Origin of the sequence: Phaeobacter italicus (assembly GCF_001258055.1) — a bacterium.
GTDB lineage: Bacteria > Pseudomonadota > Alphaproteobacteria > Rhodobacterales > Rhodobacteraceae > Phaeobacter > Phaeobacter italicus.
Map to the genome: position 1 here is coordinate 1 of NZ_CVRM01000015.1, position 24046 is coordinate 24046.

Sequence of the window (24046 nt, forward strand, 5' to 3'; positions counted from 1 at the left end):
GATCAACGAACAGCTTGCCAACTTGCAAATTCGGCGAGTTAACGTGACAACACCCTTCCAACGGGTCCGATGCTGATTGCGGCTGCCGGGGGGCTCTTTACGGAGTTCATTTCGCTTGCGCTGATCTGGAAGCAAAGCAAGGAAGATCTGAACACGAAGGGAGCGTTCTGGCATATCATCCAGACCTTTGTTGGCAGTCTGTTGATCATCGTGACCGCCCTCGCAATCGAATTCACCGGGTTTCTGCTGATCGACCCGCTGCTTGGCATGGCGTTCGGGTTTGTCCTGCTATGGGCGAGCTGGGGATTGCTGAAAGAAGCGGCGCATCTTTTGATGGAAGGCACGCCTCCCGAAGTGAGTCTGCCTGAAATCAAACGTACCCTTGAAGAACTGCACGAGGTTTCCGATGTTCACCATATTCATGCCTGGGCGCTGACAAGTGGCAAGCATGTCTTCTCCGCGCATCTGCGTGTCACAGATCAAGAAGAGGTCCTGCAAACCGCCTACGACATGCTGCGTAAGGACTTCGGGTTCTTTTTCGCAACCCTGCAGATCGAAACACGGTGCTTCGACGAAAGCGGCGCTGAGGCAATCGACCTTTCAGCGGCGAGCAGTAAGACAGGGCATAACGGCGATCTTTGAAAACAGGTCATCGTCGCGGGCAGCAATTCTCATTGTTATCGGGCAAGCGAAATACCCGCCAAGCTTTGCTACCGCACCTTTTGTTATCTCGAACCGGGCATGGTCCGGCTGATCCATTCAGGGGCGCAAATGATACGTTCCCCGGGTCGGATTTGCGATCCGGCCATCATTCACAAGCTTTCGCAAGGCCCGATAGGTGGCCTCGTGCGAAAGGTGCAGCGCGCTGGCAAAATCGACAACGGAGCTTTCAAGCAGGCCCGCCACCATACCGGCATAGACCCGTTCTTCTGCGCGGCGGATGCCTACGATCTCAAGCGCCTGACGTTGCGCTTGTATCTGCTGTGCCGCTTGCCGCGCATAGGCGCGTGCAAAATCCGGATCTGCAAAGGCAGACAAGACCGCCGCTTTGTCGATCTGTACAAACGCCCCAGCCTCCGCCACGACCGCATCGCAGTGGTATCTATCCGAAAACACCGATGCTTCGGCAAGGCTCATCCCGGGCTCGGCACGGTAGATGATAAATCGTTCGCCATCCGGGCCGACACGCTCAAGATGAACGCGCCCGCACTTAACAACATAAAGGCCGCAGGTCCGCGCGCCCTGACGAAAGACCGTATCCCCTGCGGCCCTCGTCAGCGGACGCAAGGCGGAGGGCGGTATGAGATTATAGGGTTCAGGCATCATATGATCCAAATCATATTTCAGGGTCCGATCAGGTACTAGGCTGAATCCGAATACACTCAGGAAAGGCTGGTCCATGCGACTGATACCCGTTCTCTTCGCTGTCTTGCTTGCGACACCCGTTACGCCGCAACAAATGCATTCATCCATGGGTCACGCGTCCGACGCCCCAGGAAACCGGCCAGTCCGCCTTCGCCGCATTGGCCGAAATAGTTGTGCTGCTCCAGGCCGATCCCGAAACCGATTGGGGCGCCGTCAATATCGACAAACTGAGGGACCATCTGGTCGATATGGACCTTTTGACACGAAAGGCAGAGGTCACCCGCATTCTGCGGCCCGACGGGGCACGGTTCGAAGTGCGTGGCAGCCCGCGTGTCCTGTCGGCCATCAACACAATGGTTCCCGCCCATGCACCGTTCCTTGCCGGTGAAACAGGCTGGAGTGTTGCGTCAGAAGAAATGGAGGATGGTGTCGCACTGATCGTGGGTGGCGATGGTGAACAAATACAGGGCCTTGGTTTCTTTGGTCTGATGACAATCGGTGTACATCATCAAGAGCACCATCTGATGATTGCGAAAGGACGCAAGCCGCATCATTGAGCACGCGCCCAAGGCTCATATGCGGACCCAGGCCGCAATGGTCACTTCGCCAACACTACGCTCGGATATTCACAAAGAATCTGATGTCGACACCAGATCCGCAGAATTAACCGTCACACGCCTGCGGGACCATACGATCAGGGCCGCGCCAAGGATAATCATCGGCAACGACAGCAGTTGGCCCATTGTCAGCCCATAGCCCGCCCAATGAACCGCATGTCCAATCGGGTTGTCCTGCGTGACGAACTGCATATCAGGCTGCCGGAAGAACTCGACAAGGAACCTTGCGCTTCCGTATCCCGCCAGGAACAGGCCAGTAAGGCTTCCGGGAAAGCGCAGCCAACCGCGTTTCCAGGCCAGAAAGATCAGGACCGAGCCAAGCAGGATACCCTCCAGAAGAGCCTCATAAAGCTGGGACGGATGGCGGCCACACAGGCCCACGACGCCCGCACAGGACTGGGCCGCCTCGCCGGGGAATGCCACCGCCCAGGGCACATCGGTCGGACGGCCCCAAAGCTCGTTATTGGTGAAGTTGGCCAGCCGACCGAGGAAAAGACCCGGTGGTGTTGCAACAGCGAGCAGATCCGCCGTTGATAGAACGGGTGCGCCGTTGCGATAGCAAAAAAGCAAGGTGGCCACGACCACGCCGAAAAAGCCGCCATGAAATGACATACCACCCTGCCAGACCATGAAGATTTCGACGGGGTTCTGAAAATAGTACTGAGGTTGATAGAAAAGCACGAACCCCAGCCTGCCCCCCACGATCACGCCCAGAATGATCCATGTCAGCAGGTCTTCCAGTTGCTTGGGTTGCAGCGGCGGCGCCCCGGCCCCCCAGACTGACGAAGAGCGGACCAATGCGACACAGATGCGCCAGCCGATAAGGAGGCCAACAATATAGGCCAGCGCATACCAACGCAGGGCAAAGCGGAACGATCCGATATCAACGGCAAAAATCTCTGTTCCGATGTCAGGAAATTGGATAATCGAAGTCAGCATTCTTTGTTACCTTTGCCTGTTTCACACAAGGCCACATTTTGTTTCCCGCAACGGACGTTGGCGCGTTCAACCCTGTTGTCCCCAGCCCAAAGCGCTGTGGTGAATGTGCCATCCTTGCGTGCGGGAGTCGGTTCCGTTGAACCAGAGATGACGCACATCGGCACCCGCGTCCATGTGTTCAGGCGCTTGTATCCCATGAGTTTTGTACTTGTTTGTAACGGTTGGAAGCTCCGCCGCCTACTGGATCCGTCCGTCGCGGGAAATCAGCCGATCAAGGTCGCGCTCCATGATCTGAATTCGCTCCCGCGTCCTGCAACGACCATTGCGCAACCACATCTATGATCACGGATATGTTCATTGAAGTTGCGCGCGCCCGGCACAATTCAACGGATCATGACGGCACATAATGGTGATAACCGGGATCAAAGCAGGACCAGCGGCATCGCAAAAGGAGTTCAGATGTTTATACGGTCCCTCGCAGCGACACTTTTCATCGCTTTTGTTGCATTAGCTGCAAACGCCCCGCCCCTCTATGCGCAAGGAAAGACAATTCCATTCGATGGAAGCTGGAAAGAACAGGGCCTCTTGCGGCTCTTTTCGAACGAGTACGGCCTGCAAGGTCGGCGGCTGGACGTGATTTCCGATGGCACGGTTTCGGTTCTCTGGCGTCCGGTCAGCGCAGCCCTTGGCACCGCAAAGGCAGCAATGTGGGAATGGTCCGTCACGCAGGGTGTTAAGGGAACCGACCTCACACGGCGCGGCGGCGATGATCGCAATCTTGCTTTGTACTTCATATTCGTCGATCCGCAGACCGCAAGCACGCTTGGCCGAACAACGGCGCGCAAATTGCTGCGTGATCCCAATACGCGGGCGCTGGTTTATGTCTGGGGTGGCAATCATGCGAAAGGCGCATTGCTGAACAGCCCCTACTCGACGGGTCTCAAATCGAAAATTCTGCAAACGGCGCAAACCGGCAACTTCACCGAGAATGTGAACCTGGATCGCGATTTCGTGCGTGCGTTCGGGGACATGCCAAAGGTTCTGGTCGGTCTTGCGGTGACAGCCGACAGCGATGATACCGACGGAAAGATCCTTGCGGCCATTCAGGACCTGCAGATACGTTAGGTGCTCTCCGGTATTCCGCCAAACCTGGGCGCCGATCTGCAATGTATCAATATATCTCGCCGGGACGCCCTTCCGCAACGGTGGGGGATGTGGGTTGCAGGCCCCAGAAACGGAATACACGGAAACCCATGCTTAAGCGTCTTCAGATGATGGTTGCGCTTGGCGCAGCCACGCTCCCCCTGCCCCTGAGTGCGGCTTCGGTGCCTGTCACCCTGACGCCCGGCCTTCACCCGGATCGGGTCGCGGGACATTGCAATGCTTGGATTCAATGGCACCTGTCCCGGCCCCGAAATCAGACAGCGCCAGAACGATATTCTGCGGGCGCGGGTGGAAAACGGGCTGGAGGACGGGACCCTCGTACACTGGCATGGCATTCGGTTGCCCAACGCGATGGACGGCGTAAACGTGCTGACACAGGATGTCATCATCCCGAATGAGGGTTACGAGTACCGGTTTCCGGTTTCCGGTTCCCGATGCCGGAACCTACTGGTATCACTCCCACTACCTTTCCTACGAACAGGTCGCCCGCGGACTGTTCGGCCCCTGATCGTCGAAGAACCTGCCCCGCCAGACGTGGATCAGGACATCACGGCCATCCTCTTCGACATTCGGCTTGATGACACCGGCCAGTTCGACATGGAATTCGACCGCGCTGATTTCATAACAGCAGGTAGGCTGGGGAACTTGATGACCACCTTCCTGTCGTCTGAGCAGGCGCGGCTGGGGGATCACATCCGGTTGCGTCTGATCAATCCGACACCGGATCGCATTTTCGAGATACGTATCGACGGGCTGACGGGCTTTTGTGTGGCCTATGACGGGATGCCGCTGCCCGAGCTGGTTTCGCTGGGCAATCTAAAACTCGCACCGGCGCAGCGCATCGACATCATCGCAGATGTGACGGGTGATGTGATCCTAAGAGAAACCGTGCCTTCGGGTGGCGAGGAACTGGGGGGCATTATGTTGAACGGTCAGCGACAAATCCGGTCTGCGCCGATAGCTCCCCTCCCCGCGAACCTCGTGCCCGCGCCCGGAGAGATCACGCAAACGGCAGATCTCTTCATGCAAGGCGGTGCCGGGGACGGCGCGCACGGCGGGTTCGGGGGCTGGGCCTTCAACGACGTGAGCGGTCTGCCGAACAAACCGCTGATTTCGGCAAGACGTGATGAAGCAGTGCAGGTGCGGATGGTGAACGACACTGCTTTTCCGCACGGTATCCACCTGCATGGCCACCATTTCTGGGAAACCGATCAGAATGGTGCGCGAACCCACCTTCGCGACACGACCCTCGTAGCGCCGGGCGAGACGATGACGATTGTGTGCGTACTCGACAATCCCGGCGCGTGGATGCTGCACTGCCATATGCTGAGCCATCAGGCTGATGGCATGGCGACCTGGATGCAAGTCAGCTGAGGTCGGAGCGGTGGTTGCGCCAACCGTTGACGCGAAGCTGTGCCACAACGGGATATCGCTCTTAACAACAAGCACAGGCCCGTCATACAAAAGTTTACATGGCACTCGCCAAAATTTGCCTATGCTCAGGTTGTGAATGACGCTGGTCTGATAATCGGAAAGGTGCGCAATGCCATCAAAAATCCATTCTGGCGTGATTGTGGCCCATCTGTTCATGGGCATGACGGCGGGCATGGTCCTTGCCGAGCCATTGGAGTTCGCCGACCTAGACCCACCGGTCGGGAACAATGCGCAGGAACCCACCCTGTTCGCACTGCAGGATGATCGGGTCCTGCTGGGTTGGACCGAACCACACCCTGCCGGGTTTGCGGTAAAATTGTCGGTCCTTGAAGACGCAGAATGGAGCGCGGCCCGCACTGTTACCGTGTCCGACGAACTCTTCGTGAACTGGGCCGATTTTCCGTCCGTTGTTGCGCTTGATGACGGTACCTTTGCGGCTCACTGGCTGTGGGAAAATTCCAAAAACGACTATGCCTATGACGTCAAGATCTCTCTTTCGCCGGATGAGGGCCTGACATGGAGCGCACCGATAACGCCACATGATGATCGGTCGGTTAGCCAACACGGTTTTGTCACGCTCCAGCCGCTCGAAGACGGTTCCTTGATGTCTGTCTGGCTTGACGGACGCGCATATGACAAGCCGCTTTTCACCAGCGCAGCCAGCAACTACCCGGATGCAATGCAGTTGCGCGCAACCCGGATCACGCCCGAAGGTACGCGAACCGATGATGTTCTTGTCGATGCGCAGACCTGTTCATGCTGCCAGACGTCCGCCGCATCGCTGGACGATGGCACCGTCCTTGTCGCATACCGCGACAGAACAGATGCGGAAATCAGGGATATATCTGTCGTAAGACACCAAGGCGGCATGTGGTCAGAACCAACAAACGTCCACAATGACGGCTGGGAAATCTCCGGCTGCCCGGTCAATGGCCCCGCCATCGCGACCGCCGGTCAAACAGCCGCCGTGGCCTGGTTCACGGCTGCAAATGACAAGCCGGAAGTCAAGGTTGCGTTCTCTTCCGATGGTGGCAGAAATTTTGGCGATCCGGCGAAAGTCAGCCTCGGGATTCCCGCCGGTCGGGTCGATATTCTCATGCTGGACCCTCAGACTGCGTTCGTGACGTGGGTCGAATGGGCAAATGAGAGCGAGGTGATCCTTGCTTGCCAGATCACAACCGGTCAGCAGTGTAAGGACCTGCAACTGATTGCGCGAAACAACGGCGCAGGTTCGGTCAACTTCCCGCGCACGGCGCGAACGAATGAAGGGGTTTACCTGTCGTGGACACAGCCCAGCAACTCGGATGATCCGGAACCGAGTTCGACTATACGCACGGTTTTCGCTTCCTATTGAAGGTTTCCGGACGAAAGCTGATGGTTCTTTCGCTTGGCTCACATCAGGAGTGGGTCCAACGATCACCGTCAACAAGAATTGCATTTCCTGCAATAGAGCTACCGGCAAATGACGGTGATTTCTCATCCATAGTGACTGGTCTCTGGCCCGGAAATTGTAGCGTGCCACGCTTTTTCATGATCCCGGTCCCGAGCATATGACCCACCAGCGCTACCCAGGCAATGCCGGTGAAATTCAGAAAGAAGGGAAGATCTGCGACAGAAGTAGTGCCCCCGATGGCCAACACCCACAGGCCGAACCCATAAATCGCCGAGGGCAAAAACCAGTTCGTCTGCCCCGCGATACGGTGCCAAATTGGTCTAAAGACGAACAACCAACCGACGGGATAGCCAATCAGGCCAACAAGATAAAAATGTACGAAATATCCTGCGAAATCACCGTTCGGCAGACCAAGGCTGCCGAGTAAGCTCCTCGCTAGCCCGTGCGGTGACAACCGCGAAAAGCCCAAGCCCGGGCTGATGATCTGACCCAACAGATCGAACGCGACGGTCGCAAAGAAACCTGCGACGAACATTAACCCTAAAGTTCGGGCGTTGAATGCGGGTAGTGAACCTGTTGTGCGAGAATCAGTATCAACTGTATTCATGGCGATTCTTTCTTTGTATTGCGGGCGATCAAATAGACAGGGCTAATGTAATGACCAATTGTTGACCCAGCGACGTTCTCGGCAACTCCCGATCACTTTCCATCTTGATGAGATCGGTCTGTTTATGAACCCCGCCACAATAACCAACCTAATGACAGAACGTGGGATGTGCACTGCTGGCTCTAATATGTGATTATCCGTTACCGCCGTCAGCCTCCATGCCGAGAGAATGCTGACCGCCACAAGCACTTTGTGGCTTTGTACGCGCTGGTTCACAATGAGCGCTGCTTATGAGTCGGTGTCGCCGGAATTTCTCGTCTTTTCACCCCGCGCAGCAGCTGAGTTTGGCTACATCCTTGTCGAAGGTTTGTGCGGCGAGTTTCAGCCCTTCGACCGTGGTCAAATAAGGAAAGATCGTCTCTCCGAGCGCCCGTGCGGTCATGCCGAATATCAGCGCCATTGCCAGTGTCTGAATCGTGTCCGACCCCTCCGGTGCTGCGATCTGACCGCCCAGCAGGCGGTCGGTCTTCGCGTCGGCCACCAGCTTAATCACGCCGCGGGTATCGCGTGCAGCGACGGCGCGGGGCACGTTGTCGAGCGTGATCACACTGGTTTTGACCTTGTGCCCCGCCGCCTTGGCCTCAACCTCCGAAAGGCCGACGCCGGCCACTTGCGGGTCGGTAAACACGACCCACGGCATCGCCGCGTTGTCATAGCGCATCTGCTCCAATCCAAGGGCATTGTTGATCGCCACCTTGGCACCATAGGCCGCCATGTAGACGAACTGGTCACGGTCAGTGACATCGCCCGCGGCCCAGACGCCGGCACGCGTGGTCGCCATGTCCTGACCGACCTTGATAGAGCCGCGTGCGTCGGTCTCGATGCCAAGCTCTTCCAATCCAAGGTTCTCGGAATTGGCGATCCTGCCGGTGGTCACAACCAGCCGTTCGGCGGTCAGATCCTCGGTCTTGCCACCCCGTTCGACAATCAGATTGACGCCGCCCGCAGCTTTCGCGACCGAGACGTAAGCAAGACCGGTCTCGACCGCGATGTCTTCGGCCTTCAGCGCTTGCGTCAGCGCCTGGGCCACCTCCGGTTCGGCGCCCGGCAGGAGGCGCGAGCGGGTCACTAGCGTGACCTTCACCCCCAGCCTTGAAGCCATTTGCGCCAGCTCGCAGCCGATATAGCCGCCGCCCAGCACCAAGATGCTTTCGGGCCGGTCAGGCAAAGTCAATAGATCGGTGGAATCGAGGGGCTCCACTGTGTCGATCCCCTCGATCGCTGGCAGGTGGGGGCGCGAGCCGGTGGCGATCAGGACGCGCGGGGCGGATATCACCCGTCCTCCAACAGCGACGCCACCCTCGACCAATCGCGCCGGGCCATCCTCGATATAGGTAACGCTTTTATAGGCGGGCAGCAGGTCTATATATTTCTTGTGCCGCATCTCCTCGACCAGATCGGTGGTGCCTTGCACTACGGCACCCCAATCCACCGCATGATCACAGGGCTCGACGCCCGGGAACCGGGCGGCCGACGCGCCGCCATGCACCGCCTCTGCGGCGCGGATCATCGCCTTGGACGGCACGCAGCCGACATTCACACAGGTGCCGCCGGTGGTGCCGTGCCCGATAAGCGCCACGCGCTTTCCGGCATCGGCTGCCGTGATCGAGGCAGAAAACCCGGCCGAGCCGGCACCAACGACAATGAGATCGTAGTTGTCATCGCGGGTTTCACTGGCAGTGCAGCAATCGTCTTTCGTTACAGTTTGGTCCATTGGTTCTTCCTTAGCTTGCGATCGGTATCGCGACACGGCCCCGATCAATAATTTTGAATCACACCATCGAACCGATGTCGGAGGCATAGCTCGGATAGGCGAAAATCATGGCCTTGATCTGGTTGGCGGTCTGCCCGGCACCCATGGCCATGGCGAAAAGATTGATCTGCTCCTCGGAGCCCGGCCCGATCAGATGCGCGCCGAGGATCTGTCCGCTGCCCTCTTCGACAAGAACCTTGAATCCGGTATGTTTCGCGCCGACGCGCAGCGACGAATACCAGTCCCCTGTCTTTTCGAAATGGGTGTCGAACTTCAGCCCCTGTTCCCTGGCCACCGCTTCCGACAAGCCCACGGTGGCCACCATCGGGAGGGTGAAGACTACCGACGGGATCGGCGGATAATCCACGGTACGCTCGTCTTCTCCAGCCAGCAGGTTCTTGCCTGCCACACGCCCTTCGAAGGCGGACACCGGGGTCAGCTTGGGCCCACTGGCAGCGCAGTCGCCCGCGGCGAAGATCGCCGGATTGGTGGTGCGCATCGCGTCGCTCACCTTGATGCCACGGCGTGAGTATTCGACGCCGGCGGCCTCAAGGTTAAGGCGATCGATATTGGGCACCCGGCCCGTGCCATGCACCACCAGATCGCAAGTGATCGTTTCGGTGCCGTCGGGAGTTTCCACCGTGACGGTGAATTCGTCGCCCTGCTTTTCGATCTTCGCCACCTTCGCCTTGGTGCGGAGATCGACGCCGAGCTCTTCGGTTGCCTCAACCAGCATTGCGACCAAGTCGGGATCGAAAGGACCCAAGGGGCGGTCCATCATCTCCAGCACTGTCACTTCGCGCGCGCCCGCCCGCTTGACAATATGGGCGAATTCCATGGCGATGAAGCCGCCGCCGACAAAGGCGATGCGGTTCGGTCGCTCAGGCAGTTCCAGGAATTCGGTGCTGGTGGTCAGATGCTCTTCGCCCGGGATGTTCAGCGTCATCGGCCGCGCGCCGGTGGCGATATGAAAATGCTTCGCGGTCAGGGTCTCGCCGTTCAACTCGATCGTATTGGGGCCGGTGAACCGTGCCAGCCCATGCAAGACGTCGATCCCCGCTTTTTCCAACCCGGCTTCGATGCGCGGTGGCATAGCTTCGGTGAAGCTGCGCTTGAAGGCGATCATGTCGGGCCAGTTGACCGAAGGTTGCGCCTCCAGCCCCTTGCCTTCCATGTTTTCGGCCCATTCGACACCCTCGGTGACCGCGACCAGCATTTTCTTGGGGTCGCAGCCGCGCAGGGCGCAGGTGCCGCCATGGGGTTCGCTGTCGATGCTGGCGACGCTCCAGCCTGCATCCGCGGCCATCCGGGCGACGCCATTTCCAGCGGTGCCGCCGCCGATCACGATGAGGTCATAGGTCTTGGTCATACCTGTTCCTTTCCTTGTGCCAGTTTCTCTTGATCCGGCTCACTGCTGAACTGCCTGATTTTCTGAGCCAGAGCGCATATCCCGCCACCGCCAAAGCGGCGGCAACCGAGATCCGCAGAGCAAAGCGGAACTCCAGCCAGAACAGCAGAGCCGAAAGAACAACCGCCAAGCCGATGAGAAGGGCTTTCGGACTGTGCCCTGGTCTGCCGGCTTGCTGCCACAGGGCATATGCAACCGCACTCAGCGAGGCGAAGAGCATCGGGAAAAGCGCGTAGTCGAGCCAACCAACAACGGCAGAAAGTCCGACCCCGGCGACGATCAGCACCAGGAACGGCGTGAAGCAACAGATCGCCGCAAATACGCTGCCGATGAGGCCGCGCCGCAAAAGGGTCGTGGGTTCATTGTTATTGTTCATGTCTGTCATGCTGTCTCCAGCTCCGAGTGCGGGTCGGTGAATGCGATCAGAAATCGCCGGACTCGACGATGTCCGCCGAATAGCCGGTGGCGCGGATTGCTTCGACGATCATGTCCTGATCGGCGGCCTCGTCATCAAAGGCGACGATGTAGGTGCCGGTGCCGAATTCCTCTCCTTCCATGAAGTCGATGATCTCGACCGAGGGAACGCCCCGCATGGCCGCCGCCACCGTGTAGGAGCAGGTCGGGCATGTCAGTTCGCCTACCCCGATATTGATGCGCTGTTCGGCGGCGCTGGCGGGGGAAGCTGCGAGAGTGCCAACGACCGCAAGGGCAAGATGGAGTGACTTCATGGGTTCGGCCTTTCAGTAGGACAGAAGGTATGGGGTGAGATAGGGAAAGATCATCGCGACGGTGACGATGGCGGTGGCAATCCAAAGAATGGATCGCATGAGTTTCCGGTTCATGGGGCGCGCGCAGGTGCCATCCGCGCAGGCCTCAGTCGGGATCGGACGGTAGGCCTTGTAGAATCCATAGCCGATGCAGGCGGCACTCAGCGCGAAGGTGATCCATTTGTACTGGTAGAGAACGCCCAGCTGCGCAATGAAAACGCCGGTAACGCCGAAGCTGACCAGCACCAGCGGCAGGATGCAGCATGAGGTCATCGCCAGCGCGCCAAGCGCGCCGAGCCAAGTTGTCGTCCATGCCTTTTTGTCGGCAGCCCCTGTTTCGTCCATTGCCGTCTGCCGGTCGGCGGATGTGGTTTCAGTCATGGTTCGAATCATCCTTGCCTCAGTGATGATCTCAATCTAGGGTCTGTAGCAGGTACAGGCTCAAGAGGGTCAAACGTGAAAAATCGTCACAGATCGGTGAAGGTCCTCAGGCGCGGAGATCTGGCCAGGCTGACCGGCTGCAATCTCGAGACCATTCGCTACTACGAGAACATCGGCGTTATGCCCGAGCCGCCGCGCTCCAGCAAAAACTATCGCGTCTACGATGATCGGCATGTCGCGCGCTTGTGCTTCATCATGCGCGCGCGCGAGCTTGGGTTCACGCTCGACGAAGTCCGCGATCTGCTCGCCTTGGTCGATGGCGGTGCCCAGACCTGCGGCGAGGTGCAGGGTCTGGCAAATTCGCATCTCGCCTCGGTCCGCGCCAAGATCGACGATCTCAAACGCATCGAACGCGTGCTGTCTTCCACCGTGGCGCAATGCACCGGTGACGATGTCCCTGAATGCCCTGTGATCGACGCGCTGACGGAGGTGACCTGAAGGGCCATAGTTGAGGACGCCCATGCATGTCAGCCAAGCGGACAATGGTGCCAGCGCCGTTGTTTGCGATCATTCGTTCCCCGCGGAGTCCTGCGTGGTCGCCGCATGTTCGGGGACCAGATAGCGCGGCACGATCCACAGATAGGCGACCATGCCGAAGAGCTCGACGAGCGACTGGAAGACGATGACCACGGCCGCCACGTTCCACTCCGGTCCAAGCACCAGCACCAGCGGAAGTACGACGAAGGAGTTGCGGGTTCAGAGCGAGAAGATGACCGTTCGTCACCCGCTAGTGGACAATCCGGCCGCCCGCCCGGTCGCCGCACCGAGAAGTGCTGCGGCGACGAGGTAGGCGACGTAGGCGCCCGCCACCTGCGCCAAAACCGGCAGCGCATCCCGTACCGCGTCGACTTGCGAGGCCGCGATCAGGAACACCACGACAGCCAGAAGCGGAACCGGCAGCCAGGCGAGGCGATTTACGATCGCGGCCCGCTCCGGGCGCGCCTCTGCCCAACGCTCCAGCAGGAAAGCCGCTGTGAGCGGCAGCAGGACAAGCGCCGCAAAGACGGCGGCAATGCGGTCGGCGGCGAGAAGCTCAAAGAATGCCTCGCCGAGAAAAAGCCAAAGGAAGAGCGGCAGACTGGCGAACTGAACCGCGAGGAGGATCGGTGTCGCGGACGCGGCACGCACCGCATCGCCGCGACCGAGATGGGTGAATGTGATGAACCAGTCGGTGCAGGGCACCAGCAGCACGACAAGCACCCCGAGCCGAAGCGCAGGATCGTCAGGCAGGAACGCGATCAGCCCCCAGACCAGCAGCGGCACCAGGACGAAATTGCCGATCAACATGGTGCCGATGAAACGCCGGTCGCGCGTCGCGCGCGGCAGGTGCGCTAGCGGCATCTGAGCGAAGGTAGTGAAAAGCATAAGCCCCAACACCGGCCAAAGCAGCGCCTCGAACACCCCCGAGATACCGGGGGCGAGCGAGCCCAAGACCAGACCGGAAAGGATGGCAGCGAGGTAGATCCAGGCTTGATGGCGTTCGAGATTTTGCAGCTTCATGTCCTGCCCCTGCTCTTTCCGAAGGCGATTTTCAAGAAGACATCACTCGACATGCCATTGCGACAACGGCTCGTTCGTCGCTTGGAGCGTTGTATGGTCTGTCCGGTTTATACCCGCAGACCGGTCACGACCCAGTCGACAATGCTTTCATGGTAGTTGGGGACGTGGCGATAGCCGAATTGTCTCAGCCGATCAGCCGAACTCTTTGACCTCGAGCATCTGCAAAACGGTGCTCCTCACCGTTTCAGCCGTGCTGCGGATAGACGCAACATCGGCGCGCACAGATCGCTTCGACAATCAGTTTGTGGCGCGCCACATTCGGAACCGTCCTTGCCCTGTTAGCTCGCGGACCAGATCCCGCGCTTCCATCCAGGCGAGGTTGCGCTGGACAGCGGCGCGGCTGGCTCCGGTCAGGGCCTCGGCCATAGGGGCAGAGACCAGGGGCCATTCGGTCAGCACTCCGCGCAGGGCTGGCGGCGTCTTGCCCGAGAGTGGGGTCATCTCGGCTTCCGCCAGCGCCGACCATGTCTCGATATCGTCGAGGTGCCGCATCGCGGTCAGGCAGGCCGTTTCCATTTTCTCGAGCCCGCGCGCCAAACGTTCAGCCGGGGGGCCGCCGGCGCGCAGCGCCCCCGCCCCACCCATGGCCAGGGGTGCGAATATTGCCCCCTCGCCCTCATGCGCGGCAATGCGCGACGCCGTGACCGCCGCTTCCATTCGGTTGCTCTGCTGTCCGAGGCCCGCGAGGCTCCAGAGGTGAAACCCCATGCAGGCACGCGTGATCGGGTGCAGGTCGGCGGCTTGCGCCATCAGGTCAAGCCACCCGCCCGCGCGATCCGCGAAGGGCTCGGCTTCATCCACCATGTTCTCGGGGTCACGGCGATCGAGGAAGGCGGACAGGTCCACGTCTGGGCCGGGACCGCCTGTAAGACGCCGCACCGCCCATCCGACACGCGCAAGCGCTGCGGTGTCGTCCTGCACGCCGGACAAGCGCATGGATATCCAGAGCGCCAGCCGATCCGGGCCAATTCGGTCGCCTGCAAACCAGCTGAGGTCTGCCGCCTCGATCAACGCAAGCCTGTGCCGCCAGCCTTCCGGGCCACGCTTCAGACGGTCGTCTAGCGCCCCGATCCGGCCGGCCACACGGGCAAGGCGGGCAGCATGGCCCGCCTCGGCACGTCGCCAATCGTCAAGAACAGCGGTCTCACGCACTTCGGCCCTAGGTCCGGGCGGCAGATAATGCGGCTCCTCTTCCATCGGACCGGGCAGGAACCACAGGTCGTCCTCAGAAGTCTCTTCAAGCTCCTCCGCATCCTCAAGAGGATCATCAAAATATTATACTTTATACATGCTTGAGGCTCCATATGTGCAAAATATGGCATTTTTGCATTTTACCCAAGGGTTTTGTCAGGGTGCGCCTGCACACTTCATATAGCACGTGCGCGCAATGGTCTGCGAGAGCTCGCTGATCGCGCTCAGCGTAAGGGAACCAAGGGCTTTGGACTGAACAGCCCCACAGAGCCGGCACTTGCATTCGCTTACAAACGGTCGTTTATTCGCGATATATTAAATTGCAAAAGGCCCAGTTTCATGCCCCTGATTGGCTATGCGCGCGTCTCCACCGAGGATCAGACCCCCCTGCCCCAGTCTGAGGCACTGCAGTCTGCGGGATGCGCCGAGATCTTTGAAGAGCACGCCTCAGGCGGCAATCGCGCGCGGCCCGTGCTTGCACGTGTGCTGGAGCGGATTAGCAAGGGCGACACGCTGGTCGTCGTGCGGATCGACCGGCTTGCGCGGTCTTTGTCGCACCTACTTGAGGTGATCGAAAGACTGGAGGGCAAGGGGGCGTTCTTCCGCTCGCTCCAGGACCCGATCGACACTGCCTCGCCTCAGGGCAAGTTCACGTTGCAGGTTCTGGGCGCTGCGGCTGAGTTCGAACGCGCTCTGATCCGCGAGCGTACCAAAGCCGGACTTGCCTCGGCACGCTCAAAGGGCCGCGTCGGCGGCAACCCAGGTCTTCGCGCCAAGGACCCTGAAGCGCTGCGCAAGGTGCGGTTGGCGCGACAGGACGGCTACATGGAGCGCTTGAACGAAACTGCGCAGGATTGGGTGCCCCATGTGCGCCGTTTGCGCCCCGATATGGCTTGGGAAGACGTCCTGCGGATCATCAATGGCCCCCTGCCCCATGATCGGCGCTGGACGCAAAGCCGCCTGCTCCGCGCCGTGAAGGCATACGTGGCGGAAGGATTCCTGCCCGCTGAAGTGCTTGGACGCGCTGGACGTCGCGAAACCGACGATCGCCTGCCTGCGATTGTCGCCGCAATCAAAGGTGCTGACCCCGAGATCACCTTGCAGGCAATCTGCGACCGACTGGAATCCATGCGTGAGCGCACCCCTCGCGGTCGAACCAACTGGCAGCCGTCCTCAGTCAGAATGCTGCTGGAGCGTGCAGAGCGCCTCGGCCTTTTGTAGGCGCTAATGGTCGGCAAACCACCCTGTTCGCTCGGCCCAAATCTTCCAGAATCATCGCCTCAATTGGACGAAAACCACGTAAATATCCAACAATGCCTTGGGGTTAGTTCGCGCGAGCAGAAAATATCTCGAAGGGTGTCGGCTTCGCCAGACACGGTCTTTATCGTTGGTAATCAACAGAGGCGTTGCTCGGCAGAATGCTTTCGATCAAAAGCAGGAAATCACGATGAGCACGACACCAACCCCCGATCTGGAAACCGCAAGGCGGCTGCGACTGATTCGAACCTCGAAAGGGCTCAGTCAACGCGAAATGGCCAGATTGGCCGGGGTTGGCAGCGGTACGATCTCGCAGATCGAAAGCGGGTCTACGCAGCCGTCCGTGGCCCTTCTGAAGAAAATTCTCGCAGGCGTTGACGTGAACCTTGGGTTCTTCTTCAGCTTCGAACTGAAGAATGAAGACAACTTTTCTACCCTCACAACAGCATGCGCAATCTGGGGTCGCACGGCGTTGCTTACCTGCTTGTCGCAGGAGACCGTCGAAATCGTAAGCTGCAGATGCTGATCGAAGAATACGGGGTGGCTGCGGACTCCGGTCGTGGCGCCCTGTCACATGAGGGCGAAGAATGCGGTGTTGTCATTGAGGGGCGTCTTGAGGTGACAGTAGATGGACAGTCGCGCATTCTCGGCCCGGGAGACGCCTATTACTTTTCCAGCATCCTCCCACATCGCTTTCGCAACGCCGGTGACGGCATATGCAAGGTCGTCAGCGCCTGCACGCCATCATCGTTTTAGGCGGTTCATCGCGACGGTACGGCCCCTGCCCTATCCCTTCCCCTAGGTGGTCCTGTTTGAGAGGGGTAGGTCAGAACAAAAATCCCGCGGCCAGGGCAACCTGACCGCGGGTTCCTAGGACACGCGCTTTGCGGAACAACCTCACCACAGAGAGGACACTTGCTCCATGCGCTTGCCCGGAAAGGTGCCCCAGCAAGCTGGGGCAAGCACTTATGCCAGTGCCAGATCGGTCGCCGACTGACGACCATCGCGGCCGTTCTCGATCTCGAAGGTCACTTTCTGACCGTCATCAAGCGCTGCAATGCCCGCGCGCTCTACTGCCGAGATGTGCACAAAGATGTCTTTGCTGCCCACTTCCGGCTGGATGAAACCAAAACCTTTGGTTGGGTTGAACCATTTCACGGTGCCATTGGCCATAACCGTAGTCTCCTGAATAGATGCTGCCCGCAAGATCGCGACAGCCCGGCGAAAGTCGATCCAAGTCGATCAACCGGAACCGGGTTAGCGGCAGCAGAAATTCGAAGAGAAGAAACGTTAGCGCCCTCTCCCTGCGCCTTTGGCAGCCCGATAGCAAGGATTCTTTTCGCCCCGCATCACCGCGCATGCGGGTTTGCGCTGGTTTGGATGATCGTTGACGCGGGTGCCACCTGGGTCAGGTCTGGGCCAAAACGCAGAGGGGGGGGACGCGCTTAGATGGTGGTAAAAAGACCAGCGAGCCGTCTGATCGCCCCCCGCCAGTGCCCACCGGGTAGCACAACATCCCAAAGCCCCCTGCCCCGCCGATCCGCGCTAATTCCCGATTTAGAGTCTGAATCAGGCTCTCGCCGGTCGGAACGTGTGTGGCAAAGATAGCGGTTTTTGCGGTAAACTCGGGTCAAAATCGGCCCTTTTGGGTCATTCTGCCTGCTTTGGGCAAGAATCTGTTGCCAAGTCGGACTGCCTCGTCATAAATAACGGTAAATACAGCTCTGGCGAAAAAGAGCGTTACAATACAGGACGAGGCAGCAGTGACAGAGTCCACGACAATAAACCACCGCATCCGCGACAATGCCGAACGGCTCGCGGCGGCGCTGGAGAGCCATATGCTCAAGAGCTTTGCGCCCGATGCGCGCAAGGAACTGCGCCTGTTCAGCGCGGGTGAAGCTGCTGACCTGTTGGGAATTTCGGCGAGCTTTCTGCGCAAGCTGCATTTCGATGGCCGCATCCTCGATGTTCATACCACACCTGGCGGGCGGCGCCACTATTCCGCCGAAGACCTGCTGGCAATCCGCCACACGTTGGAAAGCACGGCCAAGACGCCGGGAACCTACCTGCCCGGCCGCCGCGAGGGCGACAAGGTGCAGGTGCTGTCCTTCCTGAACTTCAAGGGCGGATCGGGCAAGACAACCAGTTCCATCCACACCGCACAGAGACTGGCACTCAAAGGGTATCGCGTGCTGGCGGTCGACATTGACCCGCAGGCCTCGCTTACGACGCTGTTTGGCTATCGACCCGAATATGATTTCCTGGACTCCGGCACCATCTATGACGCGATCCGCTACGATGATCCCGTGCCGCTGCAGCAGATCATCCAGAAGACCTATTTCACCGGTATTGATCTGGCCCCGGCCGGGCTGATGCTGCAGGAATTTGAACATGAAACCCCCCAGGCGCTGATCAACAATGTGCAGCCGCCGTTCTTTGCCCGCATGGCAACGGTACTGCAGGAGGTTGAAGCGGATTATGACGTGATCCTCTTCGACTGCCCGCCTCAGCTTGGCTATCTGACGATGTCGGCGCTCTGTGCCTCGACCGGGGTTCTGATCACGGTCGTCCCCAATATGCTCGACGTCGCCTCGATGTCGCAATTCCTGCAGATGAGCGCGGATCTTTTGGACGTGGTTGGCAATGCCGGGGCGCAGATGGAATTCGATTTCCTGCGCTTTCTCATCAACCGATATGAACCCAATGACGGACCCCAACAGCAGGTGGTTGCCTTCCTCAGGCAACTCTTTGGTAAAGAAGTCATGACCGCGCATATGCTTAAATCTACTGCAGTTTCTGACGCGGGCCTCACTCAGCAAACAGTTTATGAAGTAGAGCGTACGCAGTTTCATCGAAATACTTACGATCGTGCAATAGACTCTCTCAACCAAGTCAATGAAGAGATCGAAACACTCATTCAACACGCATGGGGTCGCTAATGGCACGCAAAGGGATTCTCAGCACTGACACCTCTCCATCCACCGCCATCCGGCCCGAGCCAAAGGCCCGGATGATGCCACGTGGCGCGGTGGGAGCCCTGCAATCATCGCTGACGCGGCTGCAGGAAAACGCCGTGCAGGACATCGACCCGGCATTGATTGACGATGCAGGCCTAGAGGATCGTCTGGGGCTGGACGATGCCGCGCAAAACCAACTGGTCGAGAGCCTGCGCACCTATGGCCAGCAGGTGCCCGTTCTGCTGCGCCCCCATGCCAAGGTGCAGGGGCGGTACGAAATCGTTTATGGCCGTCGCCGCCTGAAAGCGCTGCGCGAGTTGGGTCAGCCGGTCAAGGCGATGATCCGTCAGCTGGATGACCATGCCCTTGTGATGGCGCAGGGTCAGGAAAACACTGCGCGTCAGGATCTGTCGTTTATCGAAAAGGCATCTTTTGCCGCGCAATTGCAGGACGGCGGCTATGACCGGCAGACAATTGCAGCGGCCTTGTCGATTGATATGCCGATGGTCTCGCGGATGTTGAAGGTGGGAACCGCCTTTGACATGGGTTTTCTTCGTCAGATCGGCTCTGCGCCCGGTATCGGCCGCGAACGCTGGATGGCGCTGGCGGCGGCGATGCAGGAACCGGGCGCACGCGACCGTGTGCTCAGCGGGATGAAGGGGCCTCTTTTCCCGACTGCTCCGTCAGATGCCAAGTTCGAGGCCGCCCTGGCGCTGGCCCAACAGATCCACAGCGAAAAACCGAAAGCCAAACCCGCCAAGGCGCCGGCCCGCGTGATCGAGGGGCCGCATGGCCGCCCTCTCGCGGATCTGCGTCGCAGTGGCAAAGGTGTCTCGCTCACGATCGCGGCCAAGGATAACGCAGAATTTGACGCATGGTTTGAGGCAAATGCCGAAACCCTGCTGAAAGATCTTCACGAGCGTTTCACGATGGAAACCTCGGAAGAGTAACAACAACCAGCCAAAGACAGGAAAGGAGGCACGAACCCCGGCAAGAAAAAAGCCCCCCAGGACATACATCCCAGAAGGCTCATTTCAAACTTAGCACCCTTGGAATACCCCCTTCGAATCGGTCCTGTCAACTCTGTGCGCTGCACAGGGGCGGATGATTTTTGCCTTTTTCGTGAAAATCCCTATGAAACATGCTTCCCAAGTCGCGTTTGGGATGGCGGAGCCTTGCGCCCTGCCCTCCGTCGACAAATGGGACATCCTCTCGGCGTTGTCCAAGGCAGCGCCCGAATTTGGTGTCTCTCATCGAACCCTCGCCGTTCTGAAGGCCCTGATGACGTTTCTGCCGGAACAGTTGATTGCGGCAGAGCGCGGCGGCGCTGTGGTCTTTCCATCGAACCGGAAACTCTGTGAACGGTTGAACGGGATGCCCGAAAGCACCTTGCGGCGTCACCTTGCCAAACTGGTCGAGACCGGAATTGTCAGCCGTCAGGACAGCCCCAATCGCAAACGCTTTGCCCGAAACATCGGTGGCACGCGTGCTGTGGCCTATGGGTTTGATCTCTCTCCGCTCGCCGTCCACGCCGGACAGGTGCTGGCCATCGCGGAAGATGCCGATCTCAAGGCAGAGCGTATCGCCGTGCTACGCGATCGACTGGCCCTGTTGCGACAAGAGATCCTGGCATCCGGCCAGCAGCTGCCCCCCCTGCCCCAGGAAACACTGGAACGCGCCCGCCTGACCCTACGCCGCCGCGTCGATGAGGCGGATCTGATCGCCCTGATTGACGCATTGACAGAAATTGCCGCTGACCTCCCTGCCCCGCAGACAGAAGACACCCAACTGGAAACACGCGCCGCAGCACAAGAAATGAGCGGCAGCGACAGCCAGAATGAACGGCACATACAGTATTCAAATAAAACTACTTCTGACTCTGAAGAAACCGCTCAAACTGAAACCTTGGCAACTGAGGATAGAGCCGCGCAAGGCATAGAAGAGCCACTGCAGGACGTTCTGTCGTCTTGTCAGGAATACAGGCAATTCTTTCCCGATGGTATTCGCTCGTGGCAGGATCTTACCCGCACGGCCAGCCAATTGGTTCCAATGATGGGAATTGAACAACCCGTCTTTCACGAAGCGCAACGCATCATGGGCAGTCAGACCGCCTCGACGCTGGTGCTGTGCATGTTGGAACGGCTCTCCGAAATCCGCAGCCCCGGCGCCTATCTTCGCCGCCTCTCGCAAAGGGCGCGAGCGGGTCAGTTTTCGATCACCCCGATCATTGCATCCATCAGACAACGGCAGAAATTGTCAGCTGACAATTTTGGTGCCGCCCATGCCTGACATTCTGACGAGAAATGCAGGATCTGCGCCTCGATGCGATCGCCATTTGTAAATCGGCCCGCCGCGGATCAGACCGACATGGGCCACCTGTCACCACGCAAGACCAAGAATTGTCAGCTGACAATTCCAAGGGCGCGGCCCGTGAGAGAGTGAAATCAGACTTGCACTGCAGCGCGGTCAGGACGGGTGAAATGAGCCTTGCTCTGCAACTCGTCGATCATGCGCTTGCGACCTCTACACAGTTGTCTGCTGTCTGGGACAGCGCCAGTAGATCTGCCCAGATCGCTTTGTTCCCGGCGCCAAGCAGCTCGATATGGCCCAGAGTCGGCCGCCCATATTGCGCGGGATCAAATGTCACGAATTGCGCACCAGACGCGCGCAAACTGTCCGCATAACGCTGTACCCCGCTCGGCGGCACCACAACGTCATCCTTGGCAACACAGATCCGCAGTTGGGGCAGGGGGCTTTCATCCTTGGGGTAGGGCAGGGCGCTGCCAATATCACTGGCAAAGAACTCCCGACTGGTGCACCAGCGGCGCCACTGCCAGTAAACCCCGGCAGGCAGATCAGCCCCGAACCTCAGCGATTTTCCCGGCAGATACCCCATCAGCGCTGTTGCCAGCGGGCCAAGCAGAAACCAAAAGGCCAGGACCACGGGGCGATAGCTCCACGGGTGGTCCCAATGATGGGCAAACCCGCTGCCGATGGTGGTGATGCGGGTCACGCGCGCGGGATAGTCGTGAAACGCCACGCCAAGCCCGCCCAGCGAATGTCCCAGAACCCAGATCGGTCCACGCGGGGCCAGATCCGCAAGCGCCGCCAGGGCCGCGCTTTGGTCCTCCAGCATCCAGTCCGCCATTGTCAGCGGGCTGTCTTTCAGATGTCCGTTCAGGCTTTCGCCAAAGTCGCGGTAATCATAGGTCAGGACGTTCAATCCCTGCTGCACCGCCCATTGCGCGAAATGGCGATAATACCGCTGCGGAACACCGGTGGCCGCGTTCAACAGAACAGAGGCACGAGCCTGTCCGCTGGCCCGGTAAAATCGGCCCACCATCGATGATCCCGCGCAGCGGATCGTGACCTTTTCAGCTATCTGTTCCATCGAAAATCCTTGCATGCAATTTCCTAGACCATTTGGTCTATAGCGGATGTGGACCACTCGGTCTAGATCCGTTAGGGATGACGTCATGTCATCAAATGAGAACCGAGATAAACTGATCCGCACCGCCTCCCGGCTGTTTCGCAGCAAGGGCTATGATGGCGTTGGGCTAAAGGAGATCCTGGCCGCAGCGGATTTGCCGAAGGGATCGCTCTACTATCATTTTCCAGGTGGCAAGGTCGAACTGGCGGATGCCGCGACGCGTTGGGCAGGGGACTGGGTGGCGCGCATGCTGGGGCAGTGCTTTGAGACAGCCATGTGTTTTGAAGAGGGCGGGGTAAAGACCTGCGAGACTCTTGCCGCCAATGCAGAGCATCACAACAGCGTGCCTGCCTGTCCGGTGGTCAGCATCCTTCAGGCGGCCCCGTCAGAACCTGCGCTGCGCAAAACCGCCGAAGACATCCACAACACCTGGACTGCGGGCCTGGTCCGACAGGCGGAACGGTTTGGGGTTCCCGACCCGCATGCGGCGGCTCTGTCGCTGCATATGCGGCTACAGGGGGCGTGGATCCTCGCCTATGCCCAACAATCCGGCGCGCCTTTCCACCAGCTCGCAGCAGAGCTGCGCAAGGCCACGGCTGGCTGATCCGCCGCCACAGAACCGGCAGTGGAGATTGGGCCAGCGCTGTGGCCAGTTGTGCGGCAAGTGTTGCCGCCTGTGCTGCGGGCAGGGCAGGGTGCAGCTTGTCAGCTGACAATTCCAATGTAGCGGAGAATGTCGCAGGGGCAGGGCGAAACCGCCCGGTCGCCCCCTCAGACCCCCGTCAGCGCCAGATCCAGCGCCTGGGTGATCTCGCTATCGCAGGACGCCAGACTCAGAACAGGGGCTTTCAGCAGCGATGCAGGCACAGCCGATAGAAACTGGGTGACCATCACATAGCGCCCCGACTGGATTTCAAAAATCGGGTTCAGCCGTTTGGCTGGTGTGGGCGCGGCATCCAGCGGCATCAGCGGCACGACGATCCGGGTATTCAGGGCGTCCAGCAGATCGGCCTGCACATCCAGCAGATAACCGGTGCTGTCCGGGCTGGCGTAGACGTCAAAGCGGGCCATCAGAACGGACGATAGCGATCCAGGGGCAGGCCATTTTCCTCAACCCACCGGTTTGATGACTGCAGCGCTGCCGCGTTTTCCCGTTTCCAGGCATTTGTCTTGGCCTCTTGCACGGCCTGACGCAGACCAGCCTCCGCCGCCTGGGACAGGTTCACCCCGAAAGAGCGCGCCTCTGACAAAAGCCCCTGATCCAATGTCAGGTTGGTTGGTTTCTTTGGTACCGACTGTGACTGCATGATCCACCTCGTTCATGCGCATTATATATGCGCACCCATCTAAACATCAAGCGCCGCGCCTCGGTCGCTGGCCGCGCACAGGAACGGGGATGGAATAGAGGGACCAAGACGGGCAGGGCGGGAAGGGGCAGGGCGGCATCATGGACCAACATGTTGCAGGCGATCTTGCTGCCGACGGATGGTACGCTGTCCTTTATTATGTCTGGCCTTGTGCTGGCGCGGCAGAGCCAGCGATCTGCGGTGGCATTTCCGGTACGGCCTTATAATGGCTCGATTTTCGCGTGTTGAAAAAAGATCTGACTTTTTTGAATTTTGGGGTTGCGACTCTCTGGGACTGACAATAGAACCCCCTTCACCGGCGGCGCTGAGGCGCTTGACGGTATGCCGGACGGAACG

At 59.3% G+C, this 24046-nt stretch carries 28 protein-coding genes; 13 read left to right on the top strand and 15 right to left on the bottom strand.

Going from position 1 to position 24046, the window contains the following annotated elements; genetic code table 11:
• The first annotated feature begins 69 nt into the window (after positions 1-69).
• On the top strand, positions 70-642 hold the full coding sequence (locus NIT7645_RS08195; protein WP_254044639.1) for a cation diffusion facilitator family transporter: 573 nt from the start codon (positions 70-72) through the stop codon (positions 640-642).
• Positions 643-759: 117 nt separating this feature from the next.
• Here the strand turns inward: NIT7645_RS08195 and NIT7645_RS08200 are convergent, their stop codons facing one another.
• Entirely contained in the window at positions 760-1323 is a 564-nt protein-coding gene (locus tag NIT7645_RS08200; protein ID WP_227512966.1) for a Crp/Fnr family transcriptional regulator, read from the bottom strand.
• A gap of 215 nt (positions 1324-1538) precedes the next feature.
• Between NIT7645_RS08200 and NIT7645_RS08205 the strand changes: the two genes are divergently transcribed.
• Positions 1539-1922, top strand: a complete 384-nt coding sequence (locus NIT7645_RS08205) for a hypothetical protein (RefSeq protein WP_009824461.1) — start codon at positions 1539-1541, stop codon at positions 1920-1922.
• Between the two features lie 69 nt (positions 1923-1991).
• On the opposite strand, the gene lgt is transcribed toward NIT7645_RS08205, so the two are convergent.
• Positions 1992-2921 (bottom strand): prolipoprotein diacylglyceryl transferase, encoded by a 930-nt coding sequence (lgt, locus tag NIT7645_RS08210; protein WP_050672452.1) that lies wholly within the window; start codon positions 2919-2921, stop codon positions 1992-1994.
• A 459-nt stretch (positions 2922-3380) separates the two neighbouring features.
• On the opposite strand from lgt, the gene NIT7645_RS08215 reads away from it, so the two are divergent.
• From NIT7645_RS08215 to NIT7645_RS08225, 3 genes are all read left to right on the top strand, one after another.
• On the top strand, positions 3381-4046 hold the full coding sequence (locus tag NIT7645_RS08215) for a DUF3047 domain-containing protein (RefSeq protein WP_043847224.1): 666 nt from the start codon (positions 3381-3383) through the stop codon (positions 4044-4046).
• A gap of 255 nt (positions 4047-4301) precedes the next feature.
• On the top strand, positions 4302-5459 hold the full coding sequence (locus NIT7645_RS19830) for a multicopper oxidase family protein (RefSeq protein ID WP_348429606.1): 1158 nt from the start codon (positions 4302-4304) through the stop codon (positions 5457-5459).
• Between the two features lie 169 nt (positions 5460-5628).
• Positions 5629-6873 carry a sialidase family protein gene (locus tag NIT7645_RS08225; RefSeq protein WP_050672453.1) on the top strand — a complete coding sequence of 415 codons (1245 nt, stop codon included), beginning with the start codon at positions 5629-5631 and terminating at the stop codon, positions 6871-6873.
• A gap of 43 nt (positions 6874-6916) precedes the next feature.
• Here NIT7645_RS08225 and NIT7645_RS08230 read toward each other — a convergent pair whose 3' ends face one another.
• The 6 genes from NIT7645_RS08230 to NIT7645_RS08255 form a co-directional block, all read right to left on the bottom strand.
• Positions 6917-7519 (bottom strand): hypothetical protein, encoded by a 603-nt coding sequence (locus tag NIT7645_RS08230; protein ID WP_227512168.1) that lies wholly within the window; start codon positions 7517-7519, stop codon positions 6917-6919.
• A gap of 322 nt (positions 7520-7841) precedes the next feature.
• Positions 7842-9293 carry a mercury(II) reductase gene (gene merA / locus NIT7645_RS08235; protein ID WP_050672454.1) on the bottom strand — a complete coding sequence of 484 codons (1452 nt, stop codon included), beginning with the start codon at positions 9291-9293 and terminating at the stop codon, positions 7842-7844.
• A gap of 58 nt (positions 9294-9351) precedes the next feature.
• Positions 9352-10701: a dihydrolipoyl dehydrogenase family protein gene (locus tag NIT7645_RS08240; protein WP_050672455.1), complete on the bottom strand. Its 1350-nt coding sequence runs from the start codon at positions 10699-10701 to the stop codon at positions 9352-9354.
• Positions 10685-11125 (bottom strand): mercury resistance system transport protein MerF, encoded by a 441-nt coding sequence (gene merF / locus NIT7645_RS08245; RefSeq protein ID WP_081285561.1) that lies wholly within the window; start codon positions 11123-11125, stop codon positions 10685-10687. Before merF ends, NIT7645_RS08240 begins: the two co-directional genes overlap by 17 nt.
• Before the next feature lie 37 nt (positions 11126-11162).
• Positions 11163-11468 (bottom strand): heavy-metal-associated domain-containing protein, encoded by a 306-nt coding sequence (locus NIT7645_RS08250; protein WP_048535538.1) that lies wholly within the window; start codon positions 11466-11468, stop codon positions 11163-11165.
• 12 nt (positions 11469-11480) lie between these two features.
• On the bottom strand, positions 11481-11888 hold the full coding sequence (locus NIT7645_RS08255; protein ID WP_009824452.1) for a mercuric transporter MerT family protein: 408 nt from the start codon (positions 11886-11888) through the stop codon (positions 11481-11483).
• A gap of 96 nt (positions 11889-11984) precedes the next feature.
• Between NIT7645_RS08255 and NIT7645_RS08260 the strand changes: the two genes are divergently transcribed.
• A complete protein-coding gene (locus NIT7645_RS08260) occupies positions 11985-12386 on the top strand; it encodes a MerR family transcriptional regulator (protein WP_037953553.1) in 402 nt (133 codons plus the stop codon).
• A gap of 69 nt (positions 12387-12455) precedes the next feature.
• Here NIT7645_RS08260 and NIT7645_RS19765 read toward each other — a convergent pair whose 3' ends face one another.
• The 3 genes from NIT7645_RS19765 to NIT7645_RS08270 form a co-directional block, all read right to left on the bottom strand.
• Entirely contained in the window at positions 12456-12587 is a 132-nt protein-coding gene (locus NIT7645_RS19765) for a hypothetical protein (RefSeq protein WP_264753311.1), read from the bottom strand.
• A gap of 81 nt (positions 12588-12668) precedes the next feature.
• Entirely contained in the window at positions 12669-13448 is a 780-nt protein-coding gene (locus NIT7645_RS08265; protein ID WP_227512167.1) for an arsenic resistance protein, read from the bottom strand.
• A 297-nt stretch (positions 13449-13745) separates the two neighbouring features.
• Complete coding sequence (locus NIT7645_RS08270) at positions 13746-14705, bottom strand: hypothetical protein (protein WP_050686578.1); 960 nt, start codon at positions 14703-14705, stop codon at positions 13746-13748.
• Between the two features lie 333 nt (positions 14706-15038).
• On the opposite strand from NIT7645_RS08270, the gene NIT7645_RS08275 reads away from it, so the two are divergent.
• The 3 genes from NIT7645_RS08275 (at position 15039) to NIT7645_RS19690 (ending at position 16712) form a co-directional block, all read left to right on the top strand.
• On the top strand, positions 15039-15920 hold the full coding sequence (locus NIT7645_RS08275) for a recombinase family protein (RefSeq protein WP_046212329.1): 882 nt from the start codon (positions 15039-15041) through the stop codon (positions 15918-15920).
• Positions 15921-16230: 310 nt separating this feature from the next.
• Entirely contained in the window at positions 16231-16482 is a 252-nt protein-coding gene (locus NIT7645_RS19685) for a helix-turn-helix domain-containing protein (protein ID WP_242656160.1), read from the top strand.
• On the top strand, positions 16404-16712 hold the full coding sequence (locus NIT7645_RS19690; RefSeq protein WP_242656159.1) for a cupin domain-containing protein: 309 nt from the start codon (positions 16404-16406) through the stop codon (positions 16710-16712). The genes NIT7645_RS19685 and NIT7645_RS19690 overlap by 79 nt, the downstream gene beginning before the upstream one ends.
• 210 nt (positions 16713-16922) lie before the next feature.
• Here NIT7645_RS19690 and NIT7645_RS08285 read toward each other — a convergent pair whose 3' ends face one another.
• Positions 16923-17129, bottom strand: a complete 207-nt coding sequence (locus tag NIT7645_RS08285) for a cold-shock protein (protein ID WP_046212328.1) — start codon at positions 17127-17129, stop codon at positions 16923-16925.
• 665 nt (positions 17130-17794) lie between these two features.
• On the opposite strand from NIT7645_RS08285, the gene repA reads away from it, so the two are divergent.
• From repA to repC, 3 genes are all read left to right on the top strand, one after another.
• Positions 17795-18895: a plasmid partitioning protein RepA gene (gene repA, locus NIT7645_RS08290; protein WP_244998460.1), complete on the top strand. Its 1101-nt coding sequence runs from the start codon at positions 17795-17797 to the stop codon at positions 18893-18895.
• Positions 18895-19863: a plasmid partitioning protein RepB gene (gene repB / locus NIT7645_RS08295; protein ID WP_046212326.1), complete on the top strand. Its 969-nt coding sequence runs from the start codon at positions 18895-18897 to the stop codon at positions 19861-19863. Before repA ends, repB begins: the two co-directional genes overlap by 1 nt.
• 184 nt (positions 19864-20047) lie before the next feature.
• On the top strand, positions 20048-21202 hold the full coding sequence (repC, locus tag NIT7645_RS08300; RefSeq protein WP_159420179.1) for a plasmid replication protein RepC: 1155 nt from the start codon (positions 20048-20050) through the stop codon (positions 21200-21202).
• A 217-nt stretch (positions 21203-21419) separates the two neighbouring features.
• Here the strand turns inward: repC and NIT7645_RS08305 are convergent, their stop codons facing one another.
• The gene (locus NIT7645_RS08305) at positions 21420-22304 is read right to left on the bottom strand and encodes an alpha/beta hydrolase family protein (protein ID WP_046212325.1); all 885 of its coding nucleotides are present in this window, start codon (positions 22302-22304) and stop codon (positions 21420-21422) included.
• 85 nt (positions 22305-22389) lie between these two features.
• Here NIT7645_RS08305 and NIT7645_RS08310 point away from each other — a divergent pair, with 85 nt between their 5' ends.
• Entirely contained in the window at positions 22390-22947 is a 558-nt protein-coding gene (locus tag NIT7645_RS08310) for a TetR/AcrR family transcriptional regulator (RefSeq protein ID WP_046212324.1), read from the top strand.
• A gap of 167 nt (positions 22948-23114) precedes the next feature.
• Here NIT7645_RS08310 and NIT7645_RS08315 read toward each other — a convergent pair whose 3' ends face one another.
• Both NIT7645_RS08315 and NIT7645_RS08320 read right to left on the bottom strand, forming a co-directional pair.
• Positions 23115-23414, bottom strand: a complete 300-nt coding sequence (locus tag NIT7645_RS08315; RefSeq protein WP_046212323.1) for a CcdB family protein — start codon at positions 23412-23414, stop codon at positions 23115-23117.
• Positions 23414-23650, bottom strand: a complete 237-nt coding sequence (locus NIT7645_RS08320; protein WP_046212322.1) for a type II toxin-antitoxin system CcdA family antitoxin — start codon at positions 23648-23650, stop codon at positions 23414-23416. Before NIT7645_RS08320 ends, NIT7645_RS08315 begins: the two co-directional genes overlap by 1 nt.
• Between the last annotated feature and the right edge of the window lie 396 nt (positions 23651-24046).

What these genes read in the sequence shown, in the direction of transcription:
- NIT7645_RS08275 (WP_046212329.1), top strand. Translation starts at nt 15,039, where the DNA reads ATGCCCCTGATTGGCTATGCGCGCGTCTCCACCGAGGATCAGACCCCC.
- NIT7645_RS19690 (WP_242656159.1), top strand. Translation starts at nt 16,404, where the DNA reads ATGCGCAATCTGGGGTCGCACGGCGTTGCTTACCTGCTTGTCGCAGGA.
- NIT7645_RS08265 (WP_227512167.1), bottom strand. Translation starts at nt 13,448, where the DNA reads ATGAAGCTGCAAAATCTCGAACGCCATCAAGCCTGGATCTACCTCGCT.
- NIT7645_RS19830 (WP_348429606.1), top strand. Translation starts at nt 4,302, where the DNA reads ATGCTTGGATTCAATGGCACCTGTCCCGGCCCCGAAATCAGACAGCGC.
- merF (WP_081285561.1), bottom strand. Translation starts at nt 11,125, where the DNA reads ATGACAGACATGAACAATAACAATGAACCCACGACCCTTTTGCGGCGC.
- NIT7645_RS19685 (WP_242656160.1), top strand. Translation starts at nt 16,231, where the DNA reads ATGGCCAGATTGGCCGGGGTTGGCAGCGGTACGATCTCGCAGATCGAA.
- repC (WP_159420179.1), top strand. Translation starts at nt 20,048, where the DNA reads ATGAAACATGCTTCCCAAGTCGCGTTTGGGATGGCGGAGCCTTGCGCC.
- NIT7645_RS08315 (WP_046212323.1), bottom strand. Translation starts at nt 23,414, where the DNA reads ATGGCCCGCTTTGACGTCTACGCCAGCCCGGACAGCACCGGTTATCTG.
- NIT7645_RS08320 (WP_046212322.1), bottom strand. Translation starts at nt 23,650, where the DNA reads ATGCAGTCACAGTCGGTACCAAAGAAACCAACCAACCTGACATTGGAT.
- NIT7645_RS08225 (WP_050672453.1), top strand. Translation starts at nt 5,629, where the DNA reads ATGCCATCAAAAATCCATTCTGGCGTGATTGTGGCCCATCTGTTCATG.
- repA (WP_244998460.1), top strand. Translation starts at nt 17,795, where the DNA reads ATGCTCAAGAGCTTTGCGCCCGATGCGCGCAAGGAACTGCGCCTGTTC.
- NIT7645_RS08215 (WP_043847224.1), top strand. Translation starts at nt 3,381, where the DNA reads ATGTTTATACGGTCCCTCGCAGCGACACTTTTCATCGCTTTTGTTGCA.
- NIT7645_RS08240 (WP_050672455.1), bottom strand. Translation starts at nt 10,701, where the DNA reads ATGACCAAGACCTATGACCTCATCGTGATCGGCGGCGGCACCGCTGGA.
- repB (WP_046212326.1), top strand. Translation starts at nt 18,895, where the DNA reads ATGGCACGCAAAGGGATTCTCAGCACTGACACCTCTCCATCCACCGCC.
- NIT7645_RS08195 (WP_254044639.1), top strand. Translation starts at nt 70, where the DNA reads ATGCTGATTGCGGCTGCCGGGGGGCTCTTTACGGAGTTCATTTCGCTT.
- NIT7645_RS08310 (WP_046212324.1), top strand. Translation starts at nt 22,390, where the DNA reads ATGTCATCAAATGAGAACCGAGATAAACTGATCCGCACCGCCTCCCGG.
- NIT7645_RS08285 (WP_046212328.1), bottom strand. Translation starts at nt 17,129, where the DNA reads ATGGCCAATGGCACCGTGAAATGGTTCAACCCAACCAAAGGTTTTGGT.
- NIT7645_RS08250 (WP_048535538.1), bottom strand. Translation starts at nt 11,468, where the DNA reads ATGAAGTCACTCCATCTTGCCCTTGCGGTCGTTGGCACTCTCGCAGCT.
- NIT7645_RS08270 (WP_050686578.1), bottom strand. Translation starts at nt 14,705, where the DNA reads ATGGAAGAGGAGCCGCATTATCTGCCGCCCGGACCTAGGGCCGAAGTG.
- NIT7645_RS08230 (WP_227512168.1), bottom strand. Translation starts at nt 7,519, where the DNA reads ATGAATACAGTTGATACTGATTCTCGCACAACAGGTTCACTACCCGCA.
- lgt (WP_050672452.1), bottom strand. Translation starts at nt 2,921, where the DNA reads ATGCTGACTTCGATTATCCAATTTCCTGACATCGGAACAGAGATTTTT.
- NIT7645_RS08200 (WP_227512966.1), bottom strand. Translation starts at nt 1,323, where the DNA reads ATGCCTGAACCCTATAATCTCATACCGCCCTCCGCCTTGCGTCCGCTG.
- NIT7645_RS08255 (WP_009824452.1), bottom strand. Translation starts at nt 11,888, where the DNA reads ATGACTGAAACCACATCCGCCGACCGGCAGACGGCAATGGACGAAACA.
- merA (WP_050672454.1), bottom strand. Translation starts at nt 9,293, where the DNA reads ATGGACCAAACTGTAACGAAAGACGATTGCTGCACTGCCAGTGAAACC.
- NIT7645_RS08305 (WP_046212325.1), bottom strand. Translation starts at nt 22,304, where the DNA reads ATGGAACAGATAGCTGAAAAGGTCACGATCCGCTGCGCGGGATCATCG.